The organism is Streptomyces hazeniae (genome assembly GCF_031845485.1).
Lineage (GTDB): Bacteria > Actinomycetota > Actinomycetes > Streptomycetales > Streptomycetaceae > Streptomyces > Streptomyces hazeniae.
In genome coordinates this window covers 1-405 of the sequence record NZ_JAVREQ010000239.1, presented here as the reverse complement: position 1 = coordinate 405, position 405 = coordinate 1, and the positions used below count along the sequence as shown (strand labels likewise).

The following is a 405-nucleotide window of genomic DNA, read 5'->3' as shown; positions in this document are numbered from 1 at the left end:
AACGGGAACAGTGTCGGAATCGCCTGTGCGAAACCCACGAACACCAGATCGTCCATGCCGGGCTTGAACATCCGCTTGTAGAGCCGGATGTGGTTGTCGGGGGCATTGACGACATCGCGGTCGAAGAACGGGAAGGTGATGTTGTAGCCCGTCGCGTAGACGATCACGTCGAAGTCGTCACTGGTCCCGTCCTCGAAATGTACGGTGGCACCGTCCAGGCGGGACACGTTGGGCTTCGGGATCACATCACCCGATCCCAGCCGCAACGGCAACTCCACCGACTGCGTCGGGTGAGCCTCGAAGAGCTTGTGATTCGGCGCGGGCAAGCCGTACATCGTGGGATCGGTGCCGAGCATCGGGCCGATCAGCTGGACCAACTTGCGCTGCCAGGACAACGGCACGTAC

At 61.5% G+C, this 405-nt stretch carries 1 pseudogene; it reads right to left on the bottom strand.

The window, feature by feature from the left end:
* A pseudogene (locus RM572_RS29520) lies at positions 1-405 on the bottom strand (NAD(P)/FAD-dependent oxidoreductase); the annotation flags it as partial.